This is a genomic window from Luteolibacter sp. AS25 (assembly GCF_046736275.1).
GTDB lineage: Bacteria > Verrucomicrobiota > Verrucomicrobiia > Verrucomicrobiales > Akkermansiaceae > Luteolibacter.
In genome coordinates, this window is the sequence record NZ_CP151837.1 from 642111 (window position 1) to 662722 (window position 20612).

Consider the following 20612-nt stretch of genomic DNA (forward strand, 5'->3'; position numbering starts at 1 on the left):
TTTGTGTGATGTCCTGCGCGCAGGGAAAATCATCTGATGTCTACTTGGAAGCCAATTGTAAAAACACCACTCTGGAAGCGGTTCCTGCCCGTGTGGTTGCATGGCCCGGCTGTGCTTCTGGTTCAGATTTCAATTGCAGGATTAGTAATTTTTCTCGGGGTTGTTTTCTTTTATTTCCTGGTCGCATCCAAATTTGATCTGGATGAGGTAGGAAAGCTTCCTAGGAAAAACACTTTCTACGACCGGAATGGTGAGGAGATTCAGGGTCTAGGCGGTTCGGGCGGTAAAATGATTGGTCGTTCGGAGATCCCGGATTTCCTGGTGGAGGCACTTGCCGCCAGAGAGGACGCAAGATTTTTTGAACACGGCGGCGTCGATGTCCGTGGCTTGTTTCGGGCCACTTTGCGGAATGTGAAAGATAGGGACTTTACCCAAGGTGCATCGACGCTTTCGATGCAGTTGGCGCGGAATACCTACGATATGAGAGCTAAGTCACTGCACAGAAAGGCGGTGGAGATCGCGCTAACCTTGCGGATCGAGGGTAGATATTCCAAGGACGAGATTTTGGCGAGTTATCTGAATCGGATTTACTTTGGTTCGGGAGCCTACGGGATTGAAGAAGCTGCACGGACTTACTTCGGGAAATCCACCTCCCAACTGCACCCGGGAGAGTGTGCGATGTTGGTGGGAATCATTCGCGGTCCGCACATTTTTTCTCCGCTGAGAAACTATGAGGCGGCGAAGGAGCAGCAATCGCAAACATTGGCAAGAATGGTTGATGCAGGCTTCATTAGTGTGGAAAGAGCGAAAGCCGTTGGTGAGCTTGAGATCCGGCTGGCCAAGGAAGATGCGAGCACTGGCGGCAATACCTCGTATGCGATGCGCCGGGTTCGGCAGGAGCTCGATCGGATCATGGATTCATTGGGTATTCAGAGAAGCGGGCTAAAAGTGACTACGACTCTCGACAACGGATGGCAGGGTCGGCTGGAAATGGAGTTGGCACAGGCTGTTAGCCGGCTCGAGAACAAGGATTTCTGGGAATATGAAACCATGGCGGATTTTATTTCAGGTGAGAATGCCGCTTACCTTCAATACGCGGCGGTGACGACGGAAACCAGGTCCGGAGCAATAATGGCACTGGTGGGCGGAAGAAACTATAGCCATTCAAGATATGATCGCACCTATTCGAAGCGGGATCTTGGCTCTGCGTTTGAACCATTCGTGGCGGCGGCGGCGGCAGAGCGGCGGAAGTTGGTTCTTCCGGGCAAGCCCGTTCAGACAGGGCGGCAAATTGGGCCGGCGGAAGTTCAGAGACTGGCGAAAAGGTGCGGGATTTCCGGGCCATTTCTGGATACCGAGGATTTATTCCGGGGAGCTGTAGCTGCGACACCTATGGAAATGTCGGTGGCTTTGGCAACGTTAGGAAATGAAGGTAAAAAGCCCAAGGCGTTTTTCATCCGGAAGATTGCCGGCAGTGAAGGAGAGCTTCTCTATCAGGCCAAATCTGAAAACAGAGCCGCTCTTAGCCCTGAAGCTGCAAAAGAAGCCATCGGCATACTCAAGACCAAGGCGGGAAGCCGCAATTTTACAGGTGCCACAGGCTCGGAACGGGATGCCTGGGTTTTGCGGCTGGGGCCCACGGGATCCACCGCGATCTGGCTAGGGTTTGATGATCCGAAAAAGATAGCGAGCGAGAGTCAACTTGATGCGCTTCTCAGTGAGTGCGTGAACGGCCTTGGAGGCTGATCCAGTCAAAATGTGCTCTACTGATCGGGGAGTACGTCGTTGAGGATACGGTTGATCCCTTTTTCCGCCTGCTGTGATCTTGGATGCAGATTGCGCGCTTTCAAATACCAGGTAAGGGCGGATCCTATTTGCTTGGGTGTGCGGTTCTCGAACTGACGTGCTTTATCTAGAGCGAGTGTGAAATCCGCGACCTTGGGAGCCAGGAGCTCGAGCTCACGGCCGAGTTTCGGATCATCGGGAAATCGTTCACGAATTTCAGCCAGTTGTTCCCAGGCTGCATAGCTCTGCCCGATACGAGAAAACTCTGAAGCTTTGCCAAGGGATGCTTCGATCTCCTGTAGATTCTCCATGATCTGCTTGAAGGCATCTTCCCGGGTGGCATCACCCTGGATAGCGGGAGCAAACTCATATTGCCGCTTTGCGATTTCACGATAATTACCCTCGGAAAGAAGCCGGTCGAAGTCGTTGCGCGCAGTGGCGACTCCTCCAGAATTGCTAACCAAGGTGCGGAATTCTTCCAGTTTCGGATTGGTGGGCCAAAGTTCTGTCGCTGTTTTGATTTTCTCCGCGGCTAGGACGGTTTCACGGGAAAGCAGGTGTGTCTTGGCCTCCTCAATGGCCAGATCGGAAGCCAGGGTGTAGGCGGCAATGGCGGAATCTACCTTGGAGGAGGGAAAGTCGTTGGCTTTCTCCTTGAGGCTGGCGACGAGGACTCTGGAACGGACATAATCCTTTGCCTGAAGGGTGCCATAGAGTTCGTGAAGCTCACGGACGTATGCAGCCACTCGTTGTTTTTTCTCGAGAGGTAGGGTTGCTACAGGTGCGAGGTATTCGCCGAGTGCGTAGGCTTCCATGAGGCGCTGGGAGGCAGAATGGAGCTCGTCGCGGGAGAGCATTAGGTCGAATGCCTGCACGTATTTCTCAACCTCTCGGATGGCTTCATTGGAGAGCGAATCGAGTGAGGCTACCGTGGGAGATATCCCGAGCGATTCAGCGAAAAGTTTGGAAACATCCGAATTTTCCTCGATCCGCAATGTGGCGTCTCCATCTTTCCAAATCTGATTGTAGAAGCGCGCGGCCATCAGAACATGTTCGTAGCGACGCTGAACGAACCACTGGATCATGGATACCTGATACTGAGCCTTTGTGCGGATGGTTTGTGCCTCCGAGCGGACGATGTTTTGTTTTTTAAGAACCTCGATTTCGGAAATACGTCGGAGTGTTTCGGTATATCGAAGTGATGTCACCCCTCTGCCTGGATTGGTTGCAGGTTGATTGCGCTTGGTATCTTTGCCGCCGGTGGACTGGCTATCCCCAAGGCTAGGATCTCTTTCCGTGCGGGCGTCCCAGTCGGCCTTGCGGATGATCGCGCGTTTTTCATCTTCGATGGATCGATTGAGAGCAGTGAGGGAGTTTACGTCCTTTTTTGCCAGGAGTGCGGTGTAGATGGACTCCGCGAGGGACATGCATAGATTTGCATCTCCCGGATATGCCGAGGCGCTTGGAAGAATTCCGAAGGCTCCTTTCAAGTCGGGACCACCTTTGTGAAATGGTGAGATGCTCGCTAGAATTTCATCAATATTTTCACGATATTCGATGGCTTCTTCCGAGGTTTCCGCAGGCTGGCTCAGGTATTTTTCAAAACGTGCTTTCAGTAGGCGGTTGTCACCTATCGGGATTGAAACTCCGCCTACCGTGATAGTTTCCGCTGATGGATCAAGCATGGGAAACTCTTCTCCGAGGGGGGATGTGGCGGCCTGCTTCTGAATGTTCGGGCTACTGTCCGCGGCAGGTCCACCAGCGGGTGATGATGGCGTGGCCGGTGGTGGGGTGTAGACCTGTGCGCTTGCGGAGGCGGATAAAAGGAGGAGGAGAATGAACGCTGGTTTCATCAGGAAAATGGATATGGGGTTTTGATTAGAGACGGCTGACATCGGTGGCAACCGGTATACCGCCTTGCTGGAACTCGATTTTGAATGCGTAGTTTTGTTCACGCTCGATATTGAGTTTGCTAAATTCCTGGGGGATCTGAACCGGTATGATTTCCTCCCCGGCTTTTGTTTTAACCCGAACGCTGACAAATTGACCACGGTCGGATGTCCAGCGAAGCTTGTCATCGATTTTCCCCTGGATGGTGTAGACATTACCGCGGAGGCTATTGCCGTTTTCCAAAAGGTCCTGCACCGAGAGCGGATTCTCATCGGCGAAAGTATTGGTTTTCTTCGTCATGAAAAATTTTCCAGCGATGAAAACAGCTATAATGGCGACAACAATGCCGATGATGAGGGTGGGATTTGTGCTAGAGCTTGCGCGACGGGCCATTGGGTTTTCTGGTGAGTTGAATCAAAGCGAAGGAAAACAGGATACTCCGACCTGTTTTCTATGCAATTTCCTTTCTCACTTAAAGATATTCTAATCCCACTGGGGCTTGCTCGCACCGATCCAGGCCAAACCGAGAGCTGCGACGATGTGCAGTGCCAGGGTGTAAAGGCAGGTGCTTTGGCTCGATAGCGAGGTATCGATGACCGATTTTACAGCTGTGTTTACCTGTGCTTGAAGTGCCTCGACCGAGCCGGACCATGCCCAGTAAGCTGAGATGAACGGGCGGGTGTAGGCTTCAATATGCTCTGGAAGCGCGAGCACGGCGCCGGAAAGTGGTAGCTGGAAGCCGACGAGGTAGATCGAGAGAAGCGATGCCTGTTCAGCAGTTTTCATCAGAGAGGAAATGGCGAGGCAAATGGCGGTCATGGCCGCATTGATGAGTAGGAGATAGATGGCGTGCTGGATAAAATCTCCGCGGAATGGGCCGAAGAAATTCACGAAAAATGCCATCCAGAGTGACTGCGCTATGACAAGACTGGAGAGGAACGCGATCTTTGAGGCCAGATAAGCCAGAGGGCGGAGGCCTCCGAATCTTTCTTTTTCATAAATCGGGCGTTCTCCTGCGATTTCACGGGCGGAATTGTTGGAGCCCATGAGGGCGAGAAGGACAACCTGGAACATGATGATCCCTGAAATGGCCGAACCGACTTTTGCCTGATCCGAACGGACGGATTGCTGTTCCTGGATTTCCTCGAAGACGTTTGTCTGTCTGGTTTCAGAATAGCGGCGGATATTTCCGGACGCTTTATCGCTGAAGATTGTGACGATTACCGGAAAGCAGAGAAGTATAGCTAGCTGGAGTAATACCTGGCCGCGATCACGGAAAAAGATTCTCCACCTGCGGGACAGCAGGGTGGCAAACTGGGAATAAAAGTTAGGAAGTTTGTTTTGATTGCTTTGGGCTGCCTCATCTTCGTTTTCCGGCTCCACCGGGAGTGGCAATCTTCCGGAATTGATCTGTTTTTCACGGTTTTCGGTGATGATTTTGTAGAAAGCCTCACTGTGTTTTTTCCATGATGCCTGCCAGCGTTCGGACGCCTGGGATGCGAGGCGGGGATAAACTTCTTCCGTGTCTTTCACAGAGAAGTAGTGGTTCAAGCGCTCCGGCGGGCCGTGGTAGGCGACCTTTCCTTCGTGGAGAACCAGAATTGAATCATATAGTTCAAGGTGGGAAAGCGAGTGGGTGACGGATAGGACTATTCGGCCTTCCTTGCGCGAGAGATCGTGCAAGAGATTGACAATTTCCCGTTCCGAGCGTGGATCGAGCCCGGAGGTGACTTCGTCGCAAAGGAGAAGTTTCGGGTCGGAGACGAGTTCCATGGCCAAGCCAAGCCTGCGTTTTTGGCCGCCAGAAAGAATTTTGACCCTTCGATCTGAGATGGCGCTGAGTCCTGTTTCCTCGAGGACTTGATCGATGCGGTGATCGAGTTCTTCCGTATTGTTGGTTTTTACGCGGAGTCGGGTCGCGGCTTCCACCGATTCGTCTACAGTCAGCGGATCGTAGGCGACGGAGAATTGGGGGACGTAGCCGATTTCAGAAGGTTCGAAGTCAGCATCTTTTGAGAGATCCCGCCCCTCCCAGTGAAGTGAGCCGGCCGATTCCGGGTTCAGTCCGGCGATGGTTTTCAGGAGGGTTGTTTTACCGCAGCCGGAGGGGCCGACGATGGCCATGAAGTGACCTTTCGGAACCTCGATGGAGACGTTATCGATCAGCAGGACTTCCTGTTTGTCCTTCTTGATGGTGAAACAGACGTCTTTTAGCTCTAGCACGGAGAATGGATAAATGGATTTTAATTTTGAACTGAGGAGGATTTCTACTGCTCGAGTGGGACAATCCTTAGACCGGAGCTTTTCCGGGAGTTGATATCGCCGATAAGGCTAGGTTTTGTCTCGGTGGTTGTTGTCTCCGATGGGTCCAGAGCATTTCTGAGAGCTCCTTCTACAAGCTGGCCACAATGAATTTTCATTGGTGGAAGTGTTCCCAGATCACCTGCGAGGTCCTGGGCGCTGAGGTTCTTGGCCTCTTCCGCGGTCTTTCCTTTCAGGAGTTCGGTGGCGATGGATGCGACGGCGATTGCCGTCTGACATCCGAATGCCTGGAACGATGCACGGTCGATTACTCTTTTTCCGTCCTTTTCGGAAAACTTCAGCCACATGCGCATCATATCCCCACAGTCGGGTGAGCCGACTGTTCCCACGGAATCAGCATCGGTCATCTCGCCTTGGTTTTTTGGATCGGCGAGTGCGTCTTTAATATTTTTTTCGAAATCGCTCATGGGCTGATTATGGGATGGAAGTGAGGATTTTCGAGGGAGAATCCTGAAAGGCTTACTTTTGGAGTTTTTCGATCAGTTCTTCGTTTGGATCCGGTTTCTCCGGGTTGAAGTCCTTGGCGTATGAGAAAATGTCTTTGTGAAGATACTCCACAAGAATCTCCTTTTGCTCTTTGTCGAGGCGTTCCCAGATGGCGATGTTAAGCGAGCGGGCGACTTTCATCATCATTTTCAATGTGAGTCGGCGGCCGGATTTAGCGCGCTGGATTTGTTTGTGGGTGAGTTGCTCGGGAGAGGCCTCTACGATGTCGTGATTGGTGAGCTTCCAACGGTCCATGATCGGGCCGAGTGGTTGGGGTCCTAGTTCTACTTCTGGTGTGTCCATGGGAAATGCTGTCTGGAGTGAGCGCCGGATTCAATATCGAACCGCTTTAATATGATAGTAGGGATTCTGTCGCACGAAGGGAGGCTAAGTTCCCCGCTACATCATGAACCCGGTGGAGCATTACGTTTTTCTGGCGGGCCAGGGCGGTAAATGCGTGGGTGGGAGCATCGCGCAAATGAGTCTCGGGGCAGTTTGATAGCTTGGATAAAAAAGATTTTCTGGATAGTCCCAGAAGAAGGGGGCTGCCTGGGGGGGCTAGATCTCCGAGATGACTGATGAGGGTGAGATTGTGGGTAAGGGTCTTTCCGAAACCAATTCCGGGATCGAAGCAGAGCCTTGAAGGATCGATCCCCAGTGAGGTGAGGGTATGCAATCGCTCCAGAAAGTAGGCTCGGATTTCCGCGAGAATATCCTGGTAGTCGGGGTTTTCCTGCATGTCCGCAGGGGTGCCCTGCATGTGCATGATTACGATTCCGCAGTTTGACGTGGCGCAAAGTGCCGCCATATCGGGATCCGCGATGAGGCCGGACACGTCGTTGATGATGTCTGCACCAGCTTCGAGTGCGACGCGGGCAACGGCTGCTTTCTGTGTATCGATAGAGATGAGTCCGTCCCATTCATTGCGGATCGCGCTGATGATGGGGGCTGTACGTCGGATTTCTTCTTCGGGAGAAACAGGGAGTGAGCCAGGCCGGGTGGATTCTCCGCCGATATCGATAATGCAGGTGCCTTCGGCGATCATCTTACGGGCCTGGTGGAGGGCGGTTTCAAGTGAATCGAACTGACCACCGTCTGAAAACGAGTCGGGTGTGGTGTTGAGAATACCCATAATTTGGGAATTTTCAGTGAGGTCGAGGCTTGTTCGGCTTGTTTTCCAGATCATGGATCAGAGGATTTCGTGAGAGTAAAAAACTACTGGCGATTGAGTGGAGAGGGTTTCAAGTTCTGCGTATGAACTGGAACGATACCTTTTGCGAGATGTTTGAGAAGTGCTCTGCGGCCTATCAGGCGGGAGATTTTGACTTCAATACGAGTTATACCGACGATGAACTTTCATTTCTGGCCAGTATTGGATACAAGAAGCGTGAGTTTTTCGATTTCATCGAAGATTTTGTGGACGAGAAAGTGCCTTCGATGTCCACCGCTTTGCTGATTGCTGCGGTGAGACGGGATTATTTCCTGGTAGAGCAAGGTGGGAAGCCGAGTGAGAAGGAGATTAGCAAGGATGACTTACCGACGTTTGGAGATGAGCTGGATGGTATTAATTACCTTCCCCGGATTCTGGTGAAGGCACGCGCCAAGCTGAAGGGGGAGCTGGATCCCGACATCATGTTCGGCTGCGGTGGAGATAGGAAGTTCCTTTCAAAACACGGAAATATCCCTGCAGCTGATTTTCTACGACGTGTTTGGGCATCCGGCGGAGATGATTCCAAGGTGCTGGAATGGATCAAGTCTCTGTGATCGTTTTTCCAGTGATGGAAAATCCAGAAACTCCCCGCTTTACAAGGAGGGGGTGCTTACCCATATTCCGCCGCCCATGATTTTCGCCGCAATTCCTTGGCTAACTATTAGCATCAACATCCTCCTGGTTGTCTTCGTCATCGTCTGTCTTTTGATGGCGCTTCTCATTCTTATGCAACGTCCGAAGCAGGAAGGCTTGGGCGCTGCCTTCGGTGGTGGTGTAACTGATCAGGTGTTCGGTGCTCGCACTACTAATGTCCTCCAGAAAGGCACTGTTTATCTCGGTTCCTTGTTCTTTATTCTGAGTCTTACGCTCGCGATCCTGATCGGTAAGCAGAACAAGCAGACGACACTCGTAGAAGCAGAAAAGCCTGTTGTAGAGGAGAAGGCAGCTGTTGAAGAAGAAGTCGTAGTCGAAGAAGAGGCTCCTGTTTCTCTTTCGGAAGAGCTCGAAACTGAAGCTGTTCCCGCTCCTCCTGCAAGTGTTCCTGCTGATGACGCTGCCGAGGCAGCAGCAGAAGCGGTGAAGGAAGCTGTAGAGGAAACACCTGCTGATGCAGTGGAGGAAGAAGTGGAAAACAACGCGGACAAACCCGAGTAAGCGGAACGCTTGCAAGGTGTGAGTAAGCAACAGGAAGAAGACTCCACCGATCCGGAGTCAGATCTTCCGATCTGGGCGAGAAAGAGTGCATTTCCTACTGCCGACCAGGGATATGGCTGGTGCAATCGAAAGGGCGTCAAACATCCTTGTGCTTCGCTTGATGAGCTTTCCCAGGAAATCCGGGAAGATAAGGAGAGTGCGATCCATTTGGTATGGACGCCGGATAGCGAGTTTTGCCGTGTCCCGGAGGAGGTCGAGGCCTTTACTGAATCGATTTCCGTGGTCCGGAAACGTTGGGCGGTAGATGATTTAGCGGATGCGAATCATCGCCTGAAATGGTTTGGTTTTTGCCTGTTGGGATTGCTTTGTTATATGGCTTTCATGGGCTCCAGGCAGATGGATGCGCTGGAGAATTCCAGTGGATTGGTCGCCAGTCCGATGGAGAAGATTCAATGGATTTTTAAAATCTTCACTTCATCAACGACGGTGGGTATTTCACTTCTCGGGTTCCTGGTATTTGCATTTATTCCGTGGTATCAGGCCCAGAAGCGTGTGAGGGAGATGAAGAGGCCTGCAGGATTGAATGCACCTCTGGTTCCGTTGCTTCGATTTGAGACGTGGTTGCAGGACCAGAAATCTCCTGTTACCTGGGGGATTCTAGGAATGATTGTGGTGGTGTTTCTTGCGCAGTTTTTTTCCGGAAATGCTGTGGAAGCCGCCGGTTTGGTAAAATCCGAATATCTTGCGGGAGAACGTTGGCGGTTGCTGACGGCTCCGATGATGCACGGCGGGATACTCCATCTCGCGATGAATGGAATGGGGCTGCTTTATCTGGGAAAACGCGTGGAGGTTTTCGCACGGTGGCCACATGTGCCGATGGTATTTCTTTTTACCGCACTGGTGGGTGGCGAGGCTTCGGCCCGTTTCGTTGATGCCAATTCGGTGGGTGCTTCCGGTGGGTTGATGGGGTTGCTGGGTTTCCTTTTGGTCTTCGAGACCCTTCATTCAAAACTTGTCCCGCGAAGTGCGAGGCGCAGGTTGATCGGTGGGGTGGTGATGACGGGGCTTATTGGGCTTGTTGGCTATAGATTCATTGATAATGCGGCACATCTGGGAGGGCTTTTGGCCGGGATGGCCTATGCGGTAATTGTTTTTCCAAAGTCAGGATCTGTTCTCAGACCTCGGGTAACACTTACGGATCGACTGGTCGGCGGGGCTAGTCTGGGGGTCATTGCCGGATCTGCGATCTATGCAATTATACGGATGTCAGCCTAATGATTTCTATTGCTTGCGTGCTAGCGAGTTCAGCGTTTACGTTCTTTCCACAATATGAGTGAGCGACGGGTAGTTATTACTGGAATCGGATGTCTTTCCCCATTGGGAAATGACTTGGAGACAACTTGGGATGGTCTTAAGAACGGAAGAAGCGGGATCGGTCGTATTCAACAGATCGATACCGAGCCGTTTGAATGCAAGATCGCCGGTGAGGTGAAGGATTTCAATGCGGATGGATATTTCAATGCTCCAAAGGATGCGCGTCGTTCCGACCGTTACGTGCAATTTGCGGTAGCGGCTTCAAAAATGGCGATGGCGGATTCCGGTCTCGATACTGAAAAAATCGATGCGCGCCGCTATGGTGTGATGGTCGGTAGCGGAATCGGTGGACTTTCCACACTTGAGCGCGAGCACACCGTTTTCATGAACAAAGGTGCCCGCCGGGTTTCCCCGTTCACGATTCCGATGATGATTTCCAATATTGCTTCCGGAATCATTTCCATGGAGCACGGTCTCCTCGGCCCGAACATGGTGATCGTCACGGCATGTGCGACATCCAACCACAATATCGGTGAAGCATGGCGCATGATCAAATTCGGCGATGCGGATGGTTTCCTCTGCGGTGGTGCCGAAGCGGCAGTTCTCCCGATGGGTCTTTGTGGATTCCACAATATGAAGGCTCTAAGCACTAGAAACGATGATCCTGAAGGTGCATCCCGCCCGTTCGACAAGGATCGCGACGGTTTTGTAATGGGCGAAGGCGCCGGTGTGGTGATGATCGAAGAACTGGAGACTGCAAAAGCACGTGGTGCGAAAATTTATGCAGAGCTTACCGGTTACGGTGTCAGTGCGGATGCTTACCATCTCAGTGCTCCATCGCCTGACGGTAGCGGCCCTGCCTACGCGATCGGGATGGCTCTCAAACACGGAAAAACAAATCCGGAAGAGGTCGAGTATCTTAACGCCCACGCAACCTCGACAGGTCTCGGCGATATCGCAGAAACGAAGGCGATCAAGCTTGCCTTTGGTGATCATGCGAAAAACGGACTGATGGTGAGTTCCACCAAATCGATGACAGGTCATATGCTTGGCGCTGCGGGTGGTATCGAACTCATCGCTTGTGTAATGGGTATTCAGGACGGTGTCGTGGTTCCTACGATTAACGTGGAAAACCAGGATCCTGACTGTGATCTCGACGTCGTACCAAATGTTGCCCGCGAAGTGCCGATCTCTGTGGCTCTGAGCAATAGCTTTGGTTTTGGAGGCCACAATGCTTCCGTTCTGGTCCGTAAATACGAAGGTTAAACCGAGGTGGAAAATCCCTGCCACAGCTATGACTGCGAAGTCGCCTTTGCAGACACAGATGCGAGTGGCTGGGTCCATTTCACCAAAATCCTGACTTACGCGGAACGGGCGGAGCACGATTTCCTGGTGAAGTCCGACGTCCCTGTCTTCGAAAGAAAAGGGGGCGGGTGGCCGCGTGTTCATGTGACGTGCGACTATAAGATGCCGCTGAAGTTTCAAGAGAAGCTTCAGGTCATTATTGGCTTGAAGAGGCTGGGCTCAGCCTCGATCTGCTGGGCATTTGAAATTCTTAAAGACGGCGGAAAATTGGCAGCTGTAGGAGAGATGATCGTAGCAAAGGTCGACTGTAATGGTGCGCCTACGCGTATCTCGGATGATGAAAGGAAGTTTTTGGAGGTTGCATCATGAGTGAGGTATCAGGTGGGAAAATTGCATTGGTGCCGACCCCGATCGGGAATCTCGGTGATATCACTCTCCGCGCCATTGAGGTGCTGAGGGAAGCGGATCGCATAGCCTGTGAAGACACGCGCAGGTCAGGTATATTGCTTTCCCATCATGGGATTTCCGGAAAGTCACTGACATCCCTTCATGAGCATAACGAGACGCGTCGTGCACCGGAGCTGGTTGCAGCAGCAGCCGCCGGTGAGGTTATTGCGTTTATCAGTGATGCTGGAATGCCGGGTGTATCTGATCCGGGTTATCGCTTGGTTCAGGCTTGCTTGGACGCCGATGTGGATGTGGAGGTTTTACCCGGTCCATCGGCAGTTCTCACCGCGTTGATAGGATCCGGATTACCATGCCATGCCTTCCGTTTCGGCGGTTTCCTATCTGTGAAATCCGGGAAACGAAGGACTGCGATGAGTAACGCAATCGAAAGTGGTGAGACCGGGATCTTTTTCGAAAGTCCCCACCGAATTATGTCCACCCTCGAGATTCTGAAGGAGATCGCCCCTGAGGCCAAGGTCTGTGTGGCACGCGAGTTGACGAAGAAATTTGAGACCTATCACCGCGGAACAGCTGGTGAAATCCTGGAATGGTTCCAGACAAACGGCACAAAGGGTGAAATGGTAATTTTGATGAACAAGGGCTAACAGCCTTTGCCAATAGTTGTATAAAACCGGAATTGAAAATTTTCTGGGAGACAAAGCTGGCGGTATCGGCAACAAGAGCTGACATGAAAAAATTGTTTCCTCTTACTTCTCCCAAGCACGCACCGGCGCGTGTTGTAGCATCGATCAAGGCAGACGTGCGGAAATACCTGAAGCGCGAGCGCCGTAAGGAGCTTCCGGAAGGAGTAGACTTCTGGGACTTCGATTGCCGTGCAGGTAAGGACGCGGAAACGGCGGCAGAAGTTCACGTAGCGGAAATTACCAAGCCAATAGATGGGGCGGCCACCGAAAACTGGGAGGCAATCTACTTGGAAATTCTTGCAAAACCGGGGCACCGGACGGCAAAGCCGCAGCAAGAAGACTAAACCGAAACAGATACAGCCCGGATCAGGGAGCGTTTGATCGTTTCCCACCGCATTGGCACCGATTTCATGAAAAATGATTGGGAAACGGTGATGCGGATGAAGTCATATTTCCCGTCCGGTGAGATCAATTCCGCCCAGCGGATGAGTGATGATTTCGTTCCGATCGCCTGGCTGCTTGCATCCACCTCGGATGAGGGGAGTTCTGCAACGGCGGCATCAGAGAGTTTCTTCGCGTAGGCAGAGGAATTATGCTCGAAAAGGATTTTCCCATCGGCAATGGGAGCTGTGTGAATGATGAGATGGGTGATGGACTCGTATCGCTTCAGGTCCTCGATGATTTTCAGCTGAATTGCTTGTCTGAACTTCTTCTGATGGCGGTCCACCAGTTTTTCGCGCGTGGCCTCCGGGAGTTTCCCTGAAATTTTGCTCCAGCGCTTGTCGCCCTCTTCTTCCAGATCGATAAGGAGTCTTGAGACCTCCCCGTGGATGAGTGGGGTGCTGAGCTTCATTGCCAGACCCTGCGCAAGATTCAGGGAGCCAGGCTCCCAGCCCTCTACCGATGATACGAGGTCTTCCGAACCCTTGAATAGCTGCCTCTGGGCCTCTGGAATAGCGCAGGTGGCGTGGCTGCAGGTGATCAGAAATGACTTCATTAGACCCGTATCCTACTGCAATCCATTTCCGGTGCAATGAAGGACTCGCCGAACCGGAAAAGAGCGGATTAGACAGGAGTATTTTGGGCGATCTTGTCGAGAAGACCGTTCACGAAGCGCTTAGAATCTGTGGTGCCGAAGCGTTTGGCCAATTCGATTGCCTCGTTGATCACGACCTTGCGCGGAGTCTTGGTCGAGATGAGTTCGTAGGTGCCGAGACGCAGGATTGCGCGGTCCACCGGATCGATCCTTTCTGGAGCGTAATTCTCTAGAATCGAGGAAATCTTGCCATCAATGTCTTCCTTGGCCGCTAGGATTGCATCGACAAGTGTATCGGTGCTTTCCTTGAGTGCGGTGATCTCTGATTTCGAGTCGCGTAACTTGGAAAGATCTGCCTGCTCGGGGAATTTTTCCGGGTTTTCGACGGTGCGGATCCTGTCGGAAATTCTCTGAAGGCGGCGGATGGATGCTGCCACACCTTCGGTTTGAGCTTTCAGGGAAGGGTGATCCTCTAGTTTTTTAAGAAATTGATCGCGGTGGAAAGTTAGGTCGCGATCAGTTTTGAAAAAGTTCTGGAGGGCTAGTTCAAACTCATGGGCAACGTCCGAGTCATCGCCGGTTTTGGGGAGTTTTTCCAATTTCGAAATCGCAATGCTCCATGATGACTCGAGGGCGAGGAGGCGGGTGAGAAGCGTTTTTAATGGCTCTGCAACCGGGAGGGCGGAAAGGTGCGCTCCGGCTGTTTCCGCACGGGTGACGAATTCCGCAAGTCTATCCTGACGCCCGCTGGCGAGGTGGTGGACTGTACGGAATGTGGCTACCTGTAGATTTCTGCGATCACTTTCCGTAATGGAGTCCCAGAAGGGCTCACGGAGAGAGGTGGCGTCAGGACCTCCTTCAAGGTCTGCACAGTAGAGGAATTGGATGGTGGCTTCCCTGATTTGCCGGCGGCTTGGCATATTCGATGTTTGGTTATCGTTTTTTCTCGAACTTAGGCATGCTCTTTTCGATCTCTAAAAAGACATCGATCATGCTGGCGGCGGCGCGGGCTGCTTCCCGGCCGCGATTCATGGTTTCGGCGATGCTGCGAGCATACGCCTGCTTTTCGTCTTCGACGAGGAGGACCTCATGGATGACAGGTGTTTTTGAAGAAATTGCAAGTTGCTGGAGACTGTCTGTGACAGAACTTGCGACTAGATCCGCGTGCTGGGTGTGGCCGCGGATAATGAGACCCAGAGCGATCACGCAGTTGAATTTCTGGCGGTCCAGAAGATTGGCTACGGTGACAGGAATTTCAAAAGCTCCCGGGACACGGATAAGGTCCACACGGGCCAAAGGAGTGAGTTCCTCAAGCTCTTCGATGGCATTATCCACCAGCGCATCTGTGAATTTTTCATTGTAGCGTGAGGCTACAATACAGATGCGTGTCTTCTGGCCGATGATCCTGGGTTTTGGTTGAAACGCTGTGGACATGTTACGGCTATGGAGGGATTGGCAGGAAAAGTCAACTGGTCCCAAAGTTTTCTCTCAAGGAAACCGGGGAGAGGTTTGGGCTTTACGGGAAAGGAGTGGGGAGTAAACAAGAGCGGACGCGGAATGAAGGATTTCCGCGATTTTCAATACAAATCTGACTCTATGGATATTCAAATTGCAACGCTTTGCGACTTCGCTGCCGACTACAATGGCAAGCTGGTCATTTCCGGAACTTTCGACACTCTTGCAGCCCGCGCTCTGCCTGTCGTTCACCCAGCATGTGCGCTTGCTATGCGTTTCTGCTTCACCAACGAGGATGTGGGCCGCCATAAGCTTTCGATCAATATCATCAATGAGGATGGTGAATCACTCGATTCGAAGAATATGCCGATTGAGCCTGAGTTCGACGTCCAGCTTCCAAGTGGTGTTCCATTTCTTACCCGGAACATCGTTATGAATCTTCAGGGACTCCGCTTTCCCGAAGATGGCCTTTTCTCCATCGATATCGGCTGTGATGGCGAGATGCTTATGCGCCTACCGCTCCGCGTGGTGAAGGTGAACCCAGAAGGAAATGGTCAGCAAATGGCTTAGTTTCTTTTGAATTGAAGCCTACCCAAAGCTTTTGTTCTTTTTTAGAACGGTCCACTTTTGCAGTGGGCCGTTTTTTTGTGGAAATGAGCAGTTGCGTGAGCAGCAGCATGGGGTTTGATAAGCACATGATACATCATTATTCATGCGCGCTGATCACGGGTGCATCTTCAGGTTTGGGTGAGGAGTTTGCAAAGCAGCTGGCCGGTCGTGTTGATAAACTAGTGCTGGTAGCCCGGCGGACGGATCGGTTGGACGCGATAGCCAACGTCTTACGTGAGGCCAATCCACATGTGGCGGTAATGGTGCACGCGGCGGATCTTTCCAAACATGCCGAGCGTGAATCTCTGGTAAATCAGCTGAGAGGAAATGGATTTATGCCTGAAATCCTCATCAATAATGCGGGGCTGGGGGATTACGGGGATTTTACAACTGCTGACTGGGGTGTTCTGGATGCAATGCTGAAGGTGAATATTGAAGCATTAACCCATCTCAGCCACCTTATTGCCCCGGAAATGGCAAAAAAGGGTATGGGTGCGATTTTGAATGTGTCTTCACTTGCCAGCACTCTGCCGATCCCTGACTTCGCCGTATATGCTGCGACGAAGGCGTATGTCAGCAGTTTCAGCGAAGCTCTGCGGATCGAGCTGATGGAGGATGGTGTGCAGGTGATGTCACTTTGCCCCGGGCCGGTAAAAACGGAGTTTGGAGAAACAGCCCGCCGCGAGGGCAAAAAATCGGGAATGCCTCCAGCTCACAAATCATTCTACGTTCCAAAGGAGCAAGTTGTAGCAGAAGGTCTCGAAGGTTTGTTTGGAGGGAAAGCGCGCGTTTTCCCTGGCATCCAAGTGGCTGCAGCCGGTTTCCTGATTGGTGCGATTCCGCTGATTCTACTTCGCCAAATACTGAAAAAGCGCCCGAGGCGTTAATCCGAGGGTTTAGCTTTTCATTACGGTGAAATTTAGTAAATTCCTGCCTGTGCGATTTTCCCCTAAGTTGATTTTTATATTGGTTGCAGTGCTTTCCGGGCTGCAATGCTCACCGGTAGGTTCGAACGGAGGGTCTGCATCGAATAGTAAGAAGATCTCCCCGTCGACAATGATGCGGAAGGTAAATCTGAAGGTGGATATGGTCCCGAAAGGAACCCACGGCCGGAAGGTGGTGCGACCGATGAATCCACGCTACATCACGATTCACAGCACACAAAATTATACCGCGGGCGCAGAGCGTCATGCACTCGCCTTGAAACGTGGGGCCCTTCGATCCGGGAAGCGCCCCGGTGGGAACCGGATCGGTTACCTGATATGGCATTTCACTGTAGATGAGAAAGTGGCTATCCAGCATATGCCGACCTCCGAACAGGGAGAGCATGCGGACTTCAGTGGGCCGGGAAATCTATATTCAATCGGGATAGAGATGTGCGAGGAACGCGGCTCCAACCTACGGTCCACCATAGAGCGTACGGCCCAGTTGACTGCGGTGCTGATGAAGAAAAAGGGCATTCCATTAAAGAATGTGGTTCCGCATTATCATTGGCCGCGCGGAGGTAAGACTCCTCCCAATAAAAATTGTCCCCACTTCCTGCTGGATAATGGCAAGCCGGGAAGAAAGTGGAAGTGGTTTCAGGGCCGCGTGAATTATTACTACCAGAGTCTGGAGTGAATGACGGGCGCGAAAGCTTTGGTAGTCCGGGAAATCAGCATACTGTTCTGGACCCTACGGTTAACTACGTCTGTCAGCGTTGCACTGCCTGTTGCAAGTGGCCCGGGGATGTCCGTATCGAGGATTCGGAAATAGCTGGAATTTCAGGATTTCTCGGTCTTACCGAAGACGAATTCATTGCAAGATATACACGTCTGCGGACAAATCGCATGGGTCTCTCTCTCATCGAGAAGGAGAACCATGAATGCATAATGCTCGAGGGGAACGGTTGCAAAATCCATGAAGTAAAGCCCGGGCAATGTGCGGGTTTTCCCAATAAATGGAATTTTCCAGGATGGCGTGATTTGTGCGAGGCAATCCCTGTTCCCTTATGATTACAAATTTGACCGATTTTTTCGAGGTTGAGTCAGATAGGGGTCGCCACAGGATTTTTCTTATGCGAAAACGATCCTGATTAATTCATTTAAAAAATTCCCCACCTTGAATTCCCATGCCAAAAACGAGCCATAGAGAAAATCCCAGAATCCTGATCGTTACCCCGGAAATTACCTATTTGCCGGCGGGTATGGGTAATATGGCTCAAAGATTATCGGCCAAAGCAGGTGGCTTGGCAGATGTTTCGGCTTCGCTCGTCTCGGCACTTTTCAATCTTGGCGCGGATGTTCATGTGGCGATGCCGAATTACCGGAAACTTTTCCAGGGCGATGTCTTCAACCTTCATGAGAAGGAGCTTAAGAAATACCATGAGGTGCTTCCCGAAAATCATATCCACCTCGCCGAGGACCGGATCTTCTACTACAGGGATCATATTTACAGCAATCAAACGGACGATGCGATGCGAACCGCGATGGTTTTCCAGCGTGAGGTAATCAACCACATCGTACCTGTGGCGAGGCCGGACCTTATTCATTGCAATGACTGGATGACCGCATTGATCCCTGCCATGGCCAAACGCCGGGGAATCAAAAGCCTTTTCACGGTCCACAATATCCATACCAAAAACGTATGGCTTGATGCTGCGGAAGAAACCGGAATCGATGCAGCGGAGTTTTGGATGAATTTGTTCTTTGCAGAGAATCCAGGTGATTATTCACACGCGAGATCAAACATCCCGATTGATTTGTTAACTTCGGGGATTTTCGCGTCCCATTTCATAAATACCGTGAGTCCGCGATTCCTGTGGGAAATCGTCGAGGGCTGGCACCCAGTCGTCCCATGGTCCGTGAGACAGGAAATCCGGAATAAGTATAACGCTGGATGCGCGGCAGGCATTTTGAATGCGCCGGATGCCTCTTATAATGCGAAAACGGACGATTGCCTGGCGATGAATTACACCTCGGAGGATTTGGTGGAAGGTAAGCGCCAGAACAAAGAAGCATTTCAGCGGGAGCTTGGACTGGAGGCAAATACGAATGCGCCTCTGTTCTTCTGGCCTTCCCGGTTGGATCCGGTCCAGAAGGGTCCGCAGTTGGTTACAGACATTCTCCATCAGTTAATTTCGGATTACTGGGACTGGGGTATTCAGGTGGCGGTTGTGGCCAACGGACCTCACGAGCAACATTTCCATGATATCATCAATCAATTCGATCTTCAGGGGCGGATCGCAATTGTAAACTTTGACGAGAGACTTTCACGCCTCGGCTATGCGGCATCCGATTTCATGCTTATGCCATCTCTCTTCGAGCCGTGCGGGCTTCCGCAGATGACCGCACCCCTTTACGGATCGTTGCCGATTGTTCACGGAACAGGAGGCCTCTACGATACTGTCCGTCCAATGGAAATTGAGTCGGCAACCGGGAATGGATTCCGCTTCAATGACTACAATGCGGATGCGCTCCGCTGGGCAATCGACGAAGCACTGAAGTTTTACGCACTTCCTTTGGAGGCCAAGGAGCCGCAAATCCGCCGCGTGATGGATGAGAGTGCCAAGGAATTCAGCCATGAACAGGTGGCTCGGAACTACATCGATATCTACGAGAAGATGCTGGCTAGGCCGCTTGTTGAAAATGAGGCAGGAAACGAAGTAGAAATGTCCGGGAGTCTGGAGACGATCTAATCGCTGAAAAAAGCCCTTTTGTTCGCCGATATTCGTTTGCTTGCATTCGTATATTCTTACTGCACTTTTGTTGCGTGAAGGGATCTCCGATCATTCGTTCGATTTTTATACTCCTGCTGCTGATTGCATCAGGATTCGGCTTTATGCGTCTTACCACGGGGAATCCTGCGGTGAGTGCGCCTGAGGTGGTGGCAAACGATGAGTCCGAGGAGAGCGATCTGATTTCCGCGAGATATTTTCTGACAGTTTCCGCGGAAGCTGAAGAAGTGATCCTGAACGCTGGCCCAAGCGATGTATCAGCGGTGAAAATATCAGATAACGAATATCAGGGATCTTTCCAGATCGATGCGGATACCGGGCTTATCGATGTATCGATTCGTTGGCAGGATGATACAGCCGGGCATTACTTTGCGAAGTTGGTGATTGAGGCGGAAGGGCGGAAAACATTCACGCATGTGTTTGATTCCCGCGGGGCGATTGAGGACTTTGTAGAGCTGCCATTTTGAAAACTGAAACGGAACACGCCAGCCACGATTGCTGCGCTCACCATGGAAGTCACCATGAGTTGGTGATCGATAATCTATCGGTAGCCTACCGGGAGATTATGGCTTTGGAGAATGTTTCGATGGCAACTTCATGCGGAAATCGGGTGGCGTTGATTGGACCGAACGGCGCGGGTAAATCCACTTTACTGAAAGCGATCGCAGGCTTGGTACCGAAGGCTTCCGGTGAAATAAGGTGGCGGAACGAATCAGTGAAAAACTGGTCCCGAGAGTTTGCTTATTTACCCCAGAGGGAAGAGATCGATTGGTCGTTTCCTATCACGGTCCGCGGATTGGTGGAGATGGGCCGTTATCCACAAACGAGCTGGTGGAAAAAGTTTTCGAAAGACGATAACCGTGCTGTCGATGAGGCGATTGATTCGCTGAATCTGGGGGATTTGCAAAACCGGCAAATTCGCGAGCTTTCAGGAGGGCAGCAGCAACGGGCTTTTTTAGCTAGATCACTGGCGCAGGAGGCGCATGTCCTTCTGCTTGATGAGCCATTTACAGGATTGGATCGGAATGCGGCCTCTTTATTGGGCGATTTGTTGGCAAAACTGGCCTCCGAGGGGCGCCTGATCATTGCCTCCCATCACGATATGGCTACGGCTCCGGTTCTCTTCGATGAAGTCCTGGTCATCAATACACAACAGGTTGCTTTCGGCTCGATCAATGAGGTGTTAACCAGCGAGCTAATCAGTCAGACTTTCTCCACTCCAGCATAGGAAGATAATAT

General features: G+C 51.7%; 24 protein-coding genes. 15 read left to right on the plus strand and 9 right to left on the minus strand.

The window, feature by feature from the left end; translation table 11 throughout:
- Window positions 1–36 precede the first annotated feature (36 nt).
- A complete protein-coding gene (locus AAGA79_RS03055) occupies window positions 37–1746 on the plus strand; it encodes a transglycosylase domain-containing protein (protein ID WP_411827307.1) in 1710 nt (569 codons plus the stop codon).
- A gap of 17 nt (window positions 1747–1763) precedes the next feature.
- On the opposite strand, the gene AAGA79_RS03060 is transcribed toward AAGA79_RS03055, so the two are convergent.
- The 6 genes from AAGA79_RS03060 to folP all read right to left on the minus strand — a co-directional run bounded on the left by AAGA79_RS03060 (window position 1764) and on the right by folP (window position 7669).
- Complete coding sequence (locus tag AAGA79_RS03060) at window positions 1764–3638, minus strand: hypothetical protein (RefSeq protein ID WP_411827308.1); 1875 nt, start codon at window positions 3636–3638, stop codon at window positions 1764–1766.
- Window positions 3639–3663: 25 nt separating this feature from the next.
- Window positions 3664–4068 carry a hypothetical protein gene (locus AAGA79_RS03065; protein WP_411827309.1) on the minus strand — a complete coding sequence of 135 codons (405 nt, stop codon included), beginning with the start codon at window positions 4066–4068 and terminating at the stop codon, window positions 3664–3666.
- A gap of 90 nt (window positions 4069–4158) precedes the next feature.
- Window positions 4159–5898 carry an ATP-binding cassette domain-containing protein gene (locus tag AAGA79_RS03070; RefSeq protein ID WP_411827310.1) on the minus strand — a complete coding sequence of 580 codons (1740 nt, stop codon included), beginning with the start codon at window positions 5896–5898 and terminating at the stop codon, window positions 4159–4161.
- A 44-nt stretch (window positions 5899–5942) separates the two neighbouring features.
- A complete protein-coding gene (locus AAGA79_RS03075) occupies window positions 5943–6404 on the minus strand; it encodes an iron-sulfur cluster assembly scaffold protein (protein WP_411827311.1) in 462 nt (153 codons plus the stop codon).
- Window positions 6405–6456: 52 nt separating this feature from the next.
- The gene (locus AAGA79_RS03080; RefSeq protein ID WP_411827312.1) at window positions 6457–6786 is read right to left on the minus strand and encodes a hypothetical protein; all 330 of its coding nucleotides are present in this window, start codon (window positions 6784–6786) and stop codon (window positions 6457–6459) included.
- A 46-nt stretch (window positions 6787–6832) separates the two neighbouring features.
- Window positions 6833–7669: a dihydropteroate synthase gene (gene folP, locus AAGA79_RS03085; protein ID WP_411827313.1), complete on the minus strand. Its 837-nt coding sequence runs from the start codon at window positions 7667–7669 to the stop codon at window positions 6833–6835.
- 68 nt (window positions 7670–7737) lie between these two features.
- Here folP and AAGA79_RS03090 point away from each other — a divergent pair, with 68 nt between their 5' ends.
- The 7 genes from AAGA79_RS03090 (at window position 7738) to AAGA79_RS03120 (ending at window position 12902) form a co-directional block, all read left to right on the plus strand.
- A complete protein-coding gene (locus tag AAGA79_RS03090; RefSeq protein ID WP_411827314.1) occupies window positions 7738–8247 on the plus strand; it encodes a DUF5069 domain-containing protein in 510 nt (169 codons plus the stop codon).
- A gap of 76 nt (window positions 8248–8323) precedes the next feature.
- Window positions 8324–8848 carry a preprotein translocase subunit SecG gene (gene secG, locus AAGA79_RS03095; RefSeq protein WP_411827315.1) on the plus strand — a complete coding sequence of 175 codons (525 nt, stop codon included), beginning with the start codon at window positions 8324–8326 and terminating at the stop codon, window positions 8846–8848.
- Between the two features lie 18 nt (window positions 8849–8866).
- Window positions 8867–10123 carry a rhomboid family intramembrane serine protease gene (locus AAGA79_RS03100; protein ID WP_411827316.1) on the plus strand — a complete coding sequence of 419 codons (1257 nt, stop codon included), beginning with the start codon at window positions 8867–8869 and terminating at the stop codon, window positions 10121–10123.
- Window positions 10124–10177: 54 nt separating this feature from the next.
- Complete coding sequence (gene fabF / locus AAGA79_RS03105) at window positions 10178–11428, plus strand: beta-ketoacyl-ACP synthase II (RefSeq protein WP_411827317.1); 1251 nt, start codon at window positions 10178–10180, stop codon at window positions 11426–11428.
- A gap of 6 nt (window positions 11429–11434) precedes the next feature.
- Window positions 11435–11836, plus strand: coding sequence for an acyl-CoA thioesterase (locus tag AAGA79_RS03110; protein WP_411827318.1), 402 nt, complete (start codon window positions 11435–11437; stop codon window positions 11834–11836).
- Entirely contained in the window at window positions 11833–12519 is a 687-nt protein-coding gene (rsmI, locus tag AAGA79_RS03115) for a 16S rRNA (cytidine(1402)-2'-O)-methyltransferase (RefSeq protein WP_411827319.1), read from the plus strand. The genes AAGA79_RS03110 and rsmI overlap by 4 nt, the downstream gene beginning before the upstream one ends.
- Before the next feature lie 32 nt (window positions 12520–12551).
- On the plus strand, window positions 12552–12902 hold the full coding sequence (locus AAGA79_RS03120) for a DUF6172 family protein (RefSeq protein WP_411827320.1): 351 nt from the start codon (window positions 12552–12554) through the stop codon (window positions 12900–12902).
- On the opposite strand, the gene AAGA79_RS03125 is transcribed toward AAGA79_RS03120, so the two are convergent.
- The 3 genes from AAGA79_RS03125 to ribH all read right to left on the minus strand — a co-directional run bounded on the left by AAGA79_RS03125 (window position 12899) and on the right by ribH (window position 15028).
- Window positions 12899–13555, minus strand: coding sequence for a hypothetical protein (locus AAGA79_RS03125; protein ID WP_411827321.1), 657 nt, complete (start codon window positions 13553–13555; stop codon window positions 12899–12901). The two genes, AAGA79_RS03120 and AAGA79_RS03125, sit on opposite strands and share 4 nt — an antisense overlap.
- A gap of 68 nt (window positions 13556–13623) precedes the next feature.
- Window positions 13624–14514 carry a transcription antitermination factor NusB gene (nusB, locus tag AAGA79_RS03130; RefSeq protein WP_411827322.1) on the minus strand — a complete coding sequence of 297 codons (891 nt, stop codon included), beginning with the start codon at window positions 14512–14514 and terminating at the stop codon, window positions 13624–13626.
- Window positions 14515–14527: 13 nt separating this feature from the next.
- Window positions 14528–15028, minus strand: a complete 501-nt coding sequence (gene ribH / locus AAGA79_RS03135) for a 6,7-dimethyl-8-ribityllumazine synthase (RefSeq protein WP_411827323.1) — start codon at window positions 15026–15028, stop codon at window positions 14528–14530.
- A 162-nt stretch (window positions 15029–15190) separates the two neighbouring features.
- On the opposite strand from ribH, the gene AAGA79_RS03140 reads away from it, so the two are divergent.
- From AAGA79_RS03140 to AAGA79_RS03170, 7 genes are all read left to right on the plus strand, one after another.
- Complete coding sequence (locus tag AAGA79_RS03140; protein WP_411827324.1) at window positions 15191–15619, plus strand: DUF6941 family protein; 429 nt, start codon at window positions 15191–15193, stop codon at window positions 15617–15619.
- Window positions 15620–15744: 125 nt separating this feature from the next.
- The gene (locus AAGA79_RS03145; protein WP_411827325.1) at window positions 15745–16545 is read left to right on the plus strand and encodes an SDR family NAD(P)-dependent oxidoreductase; all 801 of its coding nucleotides are present in this window, start codon (window positions 15745–15747) and stop codon (window positions 16543–16545) included.
- A gap of 169 nt (window positions 16546–16714) precedes the next feature.
- Window positions 16715–17278 carry an N-acetylmuramoyl-L-alanine amidase family protein gene (locus AAGA79_RS03150; protein ID WP_411827326.1) on the plus strand — a complete coding sequence of 188 codons (564 nt, stop codon included), beginning with the start codon at window positions 16715–16717 and terminating at the stop codon, window positions 17276–17278.
- Entirely contained in the window at window positions 17275–17652 is a 378-nt protein-coding gene (locus tag AAGA79_RS03155; protein WP_411827327.1) for a YkgJ family cysteine cluster protein, read from the plus strand. The genes AAGA79_RS03150 and AAGA79_RS03155 overlap by 4 nt, the downstream gene beginning before the upstream one ends.
- Window positions 17653–17768: 116 nt before the next feature.
- The gene (locus tag AAGA79_RS03160; RefSeq protein WP_411827328.1) at window positions 17769–19334 is read left to right on the plus strand and encodes a glycogen synthase; all 1566 of its coding nucleotides are present in this window, start codon (window positions 17769–17771) and stop codon (window positions 19332–19334) included.
- 143 nt (window positions 19335–19477) lie between these two features.
- The gene (locus AAGA79_RS03165) at window positions 19478–19840 is read left to right on the plus strand and encodes a hypothetical protein (RefSeq protein ID WP_411827329.1); all 363 of its coding nucleotides are present in this window, start codon (window positions 19478–19480) and stop codon (window positions 19838–19840) included.
- Window positions 19837–20601 (plus strand): metal ABC transporter ATP-binding protein, encoded by a 765-nt coding sequence (locus AAGA79_RS03170; RefSeq protein ID WP_411827330.1) that lies wholly within the window; start codon window positions 19837–19839, stop codon window positions 20599–20601. Before AAGA79_RS03165 ends, AAGA79_RS03170 begins: the two co-directional genes overlap by 4 nt.
- Window positions 20602–20612 lie beyond the last annotated feature (11 nt).

Coding starts and splice junctions, on each gene's coding strand:
- AAGA79_RS03090 (WP_411827314.1), top strand. CDS start 7,738: ATGAACTGGAACGATACCTTTTGCGAGATGTTTGAGAAGTGCTCTGCG.
- rsmI (WP_411827319.1), top strand. CDS start 11,833: ATGAGTGAGGTATCAGGTGGGAAAATTGCATTGGTGCCGACCCCGATC.
- AAGA79_RS03145 (WP_411827325.1), top strand. CDS start 15,745: ATGATACATCATTATTCATGCGCGCTGATCACGGGTGCATCTTCAGGT.
- nusB (WP_411827322.1), bottom strand. CDS start 14,514: ATGCCAAGCCGCCGGCAAATCAGGGAAGCCACCATCCAATTCCTCTAC.
- AAGA79_RS03165 (WP_411827329.1), top strand. CDS start 19,478: ATGCGTCTTACCACGGGGAATCCTGCGGTGAGTGCGCCTGAGGTGGTG.
- AAGA79_RS03140 (WP_411827324.1), top strand. CDS start 15,191: ATGGATATTCAAATTGCAACGCTTTGCGACTTCGCTGCCGACTACAAT.
- AAGA79_RS03065 (WP_411827309.1), bottom strand. CDS start 4,068: ATGGCCCGTCGCGCAAGCTCTAGCACAAATCCCACCCTCATCATCGGC.
- fabF (WP_411827317.1), top strand. CDS start 10,178: ATGAGTGAGCGACGGGTAGTTATTACTGGAATCGGATGTCTTTCCCCA.
- AAGA79_RS03150 (WP_411827326.1), top strand. CDS start 16,715: ATGATGCGGAAGGTAAATCTGAAGGTGGATATGGTCCCGAAAGGAACC.
- secG (WP_411827315.1), top strand. CDS start 8,324: ATGATTTTCGCCGCAATTCCTTGGCTAACTATTAGCATCAACATCCTC.
- AAGA79_RS03060 (WP_411827308.1), bottom strand. CDS start 3,638: ATGAAACCAGCGTTCATTCTCCTCCTCCTTTTATCCGCCTCCGCAAGC.
- ribH (WP_411827323.1), bottom strand. CDS start 15,028: ATGTCCACAGCGTTTCAACCAAAACCCAGGATCATCGGCCAGAAGACA.
- AAGA79_RS03160 (WP_411827328.1), top strand. CDS start 17,769: ATGCCAAAAACGAGCCATAGAGAAAATCCCAGAATCCTGATCGTTACC.
- AAGA79_RS03080 (WP_411827312.1), bottom strand. CDS start 6,786: ATGGACACACCAGAAGTAGAACTAGGACCCCAACCACTCGGCCCGATC.
- AAGA79_RS03075 (WP_411827311.1), bottom strand. CDS start 6,404: ATGAGCGATTTCGAAAAAAATATTAAAGACGCACTCGCCGATCCAAAA.
- AAGA79_RS03055 (WP_411827307.1), top strand. CDS start 37: ATGTCTACTTGGAAGCCAATTGTAAAAACACCACTCTGGAAGCGGTTC.
- folP (WP_411827313.1), bottom strand. CDS start 7,669: ATGATCTGGAAAACAAGCCGAACAAGCCTCGACCTCACTGAAAATTCC.
- AAGA79_RS03125 (WP_411827321.1), bottom strand. CDS start 13,555: ATGAAGTCATTTCTGATCACCTGCAGCCACGCCACCTGCGCTATTCCA.